Origin of the sequence: Flavobacterium sp., assembly GCF_044338735.1 — a bacterium.
Lineage (GTDB): Bacteria > Bacteroidota > Bacteroidia > Flavobacteriales > Flavobacteriaceae > Flavobacterium.
Window position 1 is genome coordinate 1 of sequence record NZ_JBIIWV010000105.1, and the last position, 7,247, is coordinate 7,247.

9 protein-coding genes and 1 riboswitch are annotated in these 7,247 nt (G+C 28.2%); all 9 genes read right to left on the reverse strand.

Annotated elements, in window-relative coordinates; genetic code table 11:
* Positions 1-515: hypothetical protein (locus ACIQZC_RS07595; protein WP_396138633.1), on the reverse strand; the 515-nt coding region annotated here is incomplete at its 3' end.
* A gap of 26 nt (positions 516-541) precedes the next feature.
* Complete coding sequence (locus tag ACIQZC_RS07600) at positions 542-928, reverse strand: hypothetical protein (RefSeq protein WP_396138634.1); 387 nt, start codon at positions 926-928, stop codon at positions 542-544.
* A 431-nt stretch (positions 929-1,359) separates the two neighbouring features.
* Positions 1,360-2,523, reverse strand: coding sequence for a BspA family leucine-rich repeat surface protein (locus ACIQZC_RS07605; protein WP_396138635.1), 1,164 nt, complete (start codon positions 2,521-2,523; stop codon positions 1,360-1,362).
* A gap of 306 nt (positions 2,524-2,829) precedes the next feature.
* On the reverse strand, positions 2,830-3,051 hold the full coding sequence (locus tag ACIQZC_RS07610; protein ID WP_396138636.1) for a hypothetical protein: 222 nt from the start codon (positions 3,049-3,051) through the stop codon (positions 2,830-2,832).
* Positions 3,052-3,075: 24 nt separating this feature from the next.
* Positions 3,076-3,519, reverse strand: a complete 444-nt coding sequence (locus tag ACIQZC_RS07615) for a hypothetical protein (protein WP_396138637.1) — start codon at positions 3,517-3,519, stop codon at positions 3,076-3,078.
* Positions 3,520-3,525: 6 nt separating this feature from the next.
* Entirely contained in the window at positions 3,526-3,807 is a 282-nt protein-coding gene (locus ACIQZC_RS07620; protein ID WP_396138638.1) for a hypothetical protein, read from the reverse strand.
* Between the two features lie 3 nt (positions 3,808-3,810).
* Complete coding sequence (locus ACIQZC_RS07625) at positions 3,811-4,164, reverse strand: hypothetical protein (RefSeq protein WP_396138639.1); 354 nt, start codon at positions 4,162-4,164, stop codon at positions 3,811-3,813.
* 61 nt (positions 4,165-4,225) lie between these two features.
* Positions 4,226-4,320: riboswitch (SAM-I-IV-variant riboswitch) on the reverse strand.
* 90 nt (positions 4,321-4,410) lie between these two features.
* Complete coding sequence (locus tag ACIQZC_RS07630; protein ID WP_396138640.1) at positions 4,411-5,412, reverse strand: restriction endonuclease; 1,002 nt, start codon at positions 5,410-5,412, stop codon at positions 4,411-4,413.
* On the reverse strand, positions 5,413-7,247 hold a 1,835-nt coding region (locus tag ACIQZC_RS07635; RefSeq protein WP_396138641.1), incomplete at its 5' end, for a helicase-related protein.

Here is a 7,247-nt window from a genome sequence, read left to right on the forward strand (position 1 = left end):
AATATAATTACTGCAAATACCCCTGGACCTTTTCCTAATGCATCAGCAAACACGTTTGAATTTAAAAAACCTAAACTTTTTTGTTTTATGCCATAAAAAACAGAATAGCCAGATGAGGAATAAAAAACGAAAAGATATAAAGTTAAAAATAACGTAATAAAAGCTCCAATAATGAATGACGCGTTATCACCTACTTCACCCTCACCATTTTTAATGGCCACTTTCTCTAACTCTAAGTCTTTGATATCTTCTTCTTTATCCTTTTTGTTAGCCAAATGAGTAGTTGTTTCCGCTTGAAGTTCATTCTTTTTATTCTTTTCAAAAACAATTTCTTCTTTTAATTTTAAAATTCTATTTTTAATACTTTGTTCGTCTAACTTTTGAGTCTCTAAAAATTTATCATAAACTTTGTTTAAATACCCAAAGATACTTTCTGGCATTGATTGTGAATTAATAGCAGATTGAAATCCAAACTGTCTTAACTCTTCATTATTTACGTTTTGTTCTTCTTGCATGACTTTTTTTTTATTAGTTTAATAATTTATTTAATATAGGTTTTATTTCCATTTGAATTCACATAATACGTTCCACCTCTTGACCCTGTATAAACTGGAGTTGAATAACTTGGCGAACTGTAAGTTGAAGTTGAATAACTAGGTGACGAATAAGTAGAATAACTTGGCGATGAATAAGTAGAATAGCTTGAAGTGCTAGAAGAATAAGAAACCGTCCCAGGTTTACCTGTGTAAGGATTTACATTGCCAACTGTTGACCAATTGTTTGTAATAGTAGCATCGGGAGCGGTTCTGTAATGACCTTGTACATACGTTCCATTACTTCTGGTGTACCCTTGTACATAAACTGTTGATTGTGCGAATGAATTTGCTGCTGCAAATAAAAATACGATAAATAAAAATGCTTTTTTCATGATTTAAATTTTTTAAAAAGTTATAAATTAATTTGTTTTATAACTGTTTATACTTAAATCAGAAAAAGGTAACCCTACTGGTTTAATTTTTTTTAGCAAAATACCTCTACTTCATAATTTCCTCTTGATATTTTTCTTTGGTAGATTTCTGAGAAAACCAATCACTACTCGAACTCTTACGTAACATTCAATTTTTTCAATACTTCCCAATTTTGAATTTCATTAGGGTAACTCATAGGGTAACTAATTTTTTTATGTTCAAATTATACAAGTTTAAAATATATAATTTTTGTTCATTTTAGTGTAAATCGTAAGCAAAAAGTGGACTGATTTAAGTCAAAACTAAGAGAGTGTTTTCTAAATTTTCAGATTTGAATTAATAACTAAATACTCTCTTAGATAAAGTCCATTTTAGTTTGAAGACGAACAATCTATAAGTTTTCTGCTTTCGATAAAATTAAATTAAATAAAAACAATAAAATTTTACCACAATAATATATTAAAGATAAATCAAAAATAATAAATAGAAAAAAATTAATAATTAGTAATGTAATAATAATTATTGCAAAATTATATTTAATGTAAAGTATAAATTTGTGAAAATAATTAAATTTTTTAATATTAATAAAATTATTAAAAGTCTTTGAAATTACAATTCGCTCTTTAGGGTGTTCTACATAAAATATTAGTTGGTAATAAAGAAAAAAATACGTAATGATAAAAAAAGTTAATAGTAATATTTCATATTTTTTATATATACAAACGATAAAATCTAATAAAAAAAATGTTAAAATAATAGGACTTATTTTTTTTTCAATTTTTTTAATAATTGAACTTTCATACTTGCTGTAAAACTCATAATCACTTTTATAGTCAAATAATTTTTCGTAACTAATATTCCTATAATTTTGTATTTTTTTAAAAAACAAATTATCGACTTGTTGATTGAATTTAGATGAATGAAAAATACAGTCAAATGTCTCTACATTTGAAATATCCCAATTATTTATTGGTTGATTAAATTCAGACCCTTCAAACATATAAGACATTTTCTTAACAGCAGAAACATTCCAATTATTTAAGGTTTGATTAAACTTAGAAGATTGAAACATATTTTTCATATTCACAACGCTAGAAACATCCCAATTATCTAGTGGTTGATTAAACTGTGAAATAGCAAACATGCCTGACATATTCGTGACGTTTGAAACATCCCAATTATTTATAGGTTGATTAAACTTAGAAGATTGAAACATATTCTTCATATTCACAACACTAGAAACGTCCCAATTATCTAATGGTTGATTAAATTGTGAAATAGCAAACATGCCTGACATATCCGTTACGTTTGAAACATCCCAATTATCTATAGTTTGATTGAAGTTAGTATCAGAAAAAATACCCGACATATCTGTAATCAAAGAAACACAAATTTTGTTTGATAAATTATGATTTTCCTTGAGTTTTGTAATTAGAAATTCTCTATCTACTACTTCATATTCAATCTTATTGACAAATTGCTTGAATCCAACTTTACAATTTGGAGTACACTTTATTGTAATTCCATTTTTGTCTAAAAAAATTTTTTGTTCCATAAATAATTTGCTCAGAAATGTAAATCTAAATTTTTATTTCAAATTAATTAAAGCTTTTATTTTAAAATACTTAAATCTCAAAACCTTCTATTCCTATTTCTTTTTTATAATTTCCTGAAATATCAAATTGGTAGTACTTTATGACCAAGAGTCCTAAACATTATAAGAGCTTATTGTAAATAATTGAAAGCTTTTATAATAAATAATTCAGATTTTAAAATTAATAACAATTTTAATAACTACGTCAATTAATATCAAAAAAACATTGAAGTCTACGAAGCGATGAAGTACGACAGTAAACACAGTTTAAATTTCTCCATATTTTTTAAAAAAATCTATTGAAAAATGTTTTAATCGTTGTTTAAATTCATTCATTGATATAGTATTAAATTTTGGCTTGTTATTTCCATGAGTCCAATATTTGTTAAAGTCTTTGTCATAACGTTTCTTTAATATTTTAAAATCTTCATCAGTTAGCATATTAATTTTTTTTAATATTGAATTTTGTGATTCATTCTTTATTTTCATAAATTGAGATTTTTTAAATTATCATTAAATAAAGTGATTAACATTCATTCCTAATATTTTACCTTCTTGTGAAATAAGTGTTCCACCACATGCGATTTTCGAACTAAATTTAATTTCATCTCCTTCAAAAAAATGAGCTTTATCAATTGCATCTACTAAGAATATTTTGACTGCTTTTTTTGTTTGTTCCTCAATTTGATTTTTAACCCAAATACTACTTTCAATTAAAACATCATGCAATTCTCCTTTGAAACTGCTATTATGTTCCTTTAATAAAAATTTATCAATTCCATTGATATGAATACTAGGATAATTATCAAAGTCATTGTTTCTATTAAAATGAATTGGAATTTTCATGTAAATTGCGTGACCTGATTTATAAATAATGTACGGGAATTTTCCATAACCTATTTTGTTTATTTTTTTTTCGAATTTGAGTTCGTCTAAGTTTTGAATTGTATTTTTCATTTTGTTTTATTTTTCATAAATCCAATTAGCGTCATTTAATTGAATTTTACCGGTTAAACTAATAATAATATTTTCCTCAATATTTATGGGAGAATTCCCAAAAGCAAAATTAAAAGCGTGATACAATGCCACTAACATTTGTCCTTGAGCATGAGCGCCAACAATTCCTATTGCTACTGTAGTATTGTACCTATGAACTAAATCTAGTTTAGATAAAAGCTTAAACTCATTATAAAGCTTAAAAATTTCAGCTTTGTCTCTTTCTCTTTGAATAAATAAGTACTCCATGAGCTAAGGAATTAAGGTTAACGACAACACATCCTCTAATTTAAAAGCAATAGGAAAGGGGAGTATCAACAGTTTCTTTGCTTGAACACTAATTCCAAACGGGTTTTTAAAGCCATTTAAGCTATAGGAAGCTCCTGAAAAAGCATTGGTGTAATCAAAGTAAAGTAAGACAAAAGGAGCCACTTTACTTAGTTCTAACAAGCTGTTAACTTGTGGGTGTTGGATGTTGAGCAATAGGGGAGTTGTTCCTTCTTGCAGTTCGTTCACTTTAATAAAAGTGTCTGTAGTGGTTTTGACCGTTGCCTGCAGTTGAATTGTGGCTTGGTCTTTCAAAGTAATTTGCAATGATTTTTTCATACAAATAAAGATTTAGTTAAACAATCGTTATTTGTATTCCGATAAATATGGTGTCTGGGTAAACTTATGTTTATTTTGACCGGACGGGCCCGTATTGTTTTACCACCGTGGTGTCTTCACTCGGTTGGTACCCTTAATGGGTTCGAAATACATTGCAAATATATAAAAAATTATAAAAACAAAAAACCATTATTACTTGCTATAGTAATTAAAGGCTGAATAGTATAAGTTAATTTCAAAATCAAGCTATAGTGGGAGTAAAGATTTTTTGAATTGTAATTTTTCTAAAAGATCGTCATTATCATCAAGTTGTATTACATCAATAATTTCTTCATATTGATTAATAAATAGTTCAATAAACTTATTACCATCTATAAGTTGGATGCCCTTATATCCCTCTTTATTTGAACTTTCAATTGCTTTCTTTTGAAATTTTGATAATGTTATGAAACAACCTTGAAAATCTTGTTTTAATGCACCTCTAAAGCTTCTAATTTCTCTTTCTCCTATAGAATTGTTATCATATCTTTTTACTTGTACTTGAAGATTTATTGATGCAATCCCATTTACATCTAATATACCCTCAAAATCAATTCCTCCATCTCCAACTTTTCCCGTTTCTTGTGTTGGTTCGAACCCAAGTGTTCTAAGAAGATATGAAACTAATAATTCAAATTCAGTAGGATCAAGTTCTAAGAACTTATTTTTAATTAACTCATTAATTGATTTTGAATCAAATTTTATGTCATAATTTTCTTTTTTCGAATGGGGAATATCATAACCTAGAGATTCAAATATTTCATCTTTTTGTTTTACTTCAAAACAAGTTAATGTAGCTCTTAAAGTATTTTGAATAGGTTGAGAAAATGAATGTCTATTAACATTGTCTTTAATCCATTCCATTTTTTTTCTCCATGGATATGGTGATGAATTGTCATTCTCAAAGTATAATTCACCCGTAATTTTACCAATTAGTAAATCATTTGTATTATATGGTGAAATAACAATATCACCAATTTGCATCTCATTTATGAATCGATAAATCTGTCCTACATTTTGATTTACTCTCATGCTTGCATCACCAACATATTTTTCTCTGTATTTTTCTTTGAGAAATTCTTTGTCCGTTAAATCCCATCTGCCTTCAATTGGATTAATTTGTTCAAACCAACCAATCCCAATATAATTATTATTTCTAAATACGTCAGTATATCTTCCGTAATCTGCTCTTAATACAAATACTCTCATTTATTTAATTTTTATACATTGAATGTAAATAAATTTACTTGAAGTGTAAGATTCTACAACCTTCATTCCGATTGATTCTATTTCAGTAATTAACTTCTCTGATTTATTTTCCCATTTCTTTTTGGGTTCAACTATAAACATACTGCCATAAGGCTTTAAAATTCTGTATCCTTCCTTTAAGTAATCAATATAATTTGATCCCATCAGTGACAAACAAAATACACTCACATCGACTTTGTTTCCTTCAAGTGGTACATTTGAAATATCACACTCTACAACAGTTTCATCTATACCAACATAATCAAAGGAATAAACTTTATTTGTAATTTCTTTTTTGAGTAGGTTCTCACCACAACCAAGGTCAGCAACAATCCAATCTTCTCTGTCCTTGATTTTTTTAGCGATTTCTACATAAGGGATTTCACTCCATTCTTTTCTTTTCTCAGCATAAAGACTATGGTAGTAATACCATTCGCTAGGGTCTTTAATAAGGCGATTCTTAGTATTTTCTGAGCGTGATACACTCCAAGATTTATTCATCTCCGAGAAGTCTCCTAGGCTTGGTTTTAAATATTCAAGTATTTCAGGTCTAAGTGGCAAAACTAAATCATTCCTTTCAATAGTTGTAATCTTACCTTCACTAACTCTGTCTTTCCATATTTTTAATGCTTGCAATGAGTCTGAACATAGTCTTTCTCTTGATGGTATATGTTTTGATGGTATAATACCGTCAACAGCTGCATCAGCAAGTGTTCTCTTTTCCCTAATAAGTTGAAGTCGCTGTTTGTCCCAAGACCATCGTTTGTCATCTAGGTCAATAAATACTTGAGGAATAACTATTTCAACATCTCCAAACTTACTTCCTTGTCTGTAAATACGTCCTTTTAATTGAGTATACTCTGAATCAGTCCAAGGAAGTGTCAACAAAATCATTCGATTACAAACGTTTTGTAAACCATCAACTCCTGTTCCAATAATCCTAGAAGCAATTAGAATATCAACATCTCCCTTAACAAAACTAGTTTTAGTATGTTCACGGTCTTCTGTGCTTTGCTCACCTATGTAAAGTCCATAGGAAAAGCCTTTAGACTTAACATATTTTGCAATTCTCTTAGGGATTTTATCATTATCTGTGAAATAGGTGTAAATGATAGTTTTTGGTTTTAAGAATTCTTCTAGCACTTCAAGTTTACTCTCTAAAAGTATTTTTTCTAAGCCTAAGTAATCTTTATTATCATTATCCTTAAGCTTCTCTGTTAGCTTTGTACCGTCTATGTTTAATGCAGGAGTGTTTTCAGCTGTAAGTTCTTTTAAGACAATGTCATATTTTGGAATATAACGAATTCCGTTTAATAGCAATTGATTAAAGATTTTTAGAGCATTAGTAATAGTTCCCCTTGTACTAATATCTTCATAATCCTTACCTGTTATTAGTTGTAGCAAGGATTTAGCTTCTATCAAATTATTTATAACAGGTGTTGCACTCATTCCAAGCAAATGAAAATTAGGATTCATTTCAGCAGAACGACCTATTAATCGCATTAATGCTCCTCTTCTAATGCTTTCGTCTTTGTCCCTTTGTTTTGCATTATGGACCTCATCAAGAACAATGAAATCAATCAAGTTGTTTTCGTTTAAATCTTGAAAAATCTCTTCAGTATAGCCCTGTTGGAATTTTTCATAATTCAATAAAAGGTAATTGTAATTGTCTCTGTTAAACTTTTGACCTTTTCTGAAATGAGTAAATATTTTACTGTCAGGATAAACATCAAGGATATCTTCTTCCAACTGTGATACTGTTGAATTTATACAAATTACTATTGTAAGTCTAGAGT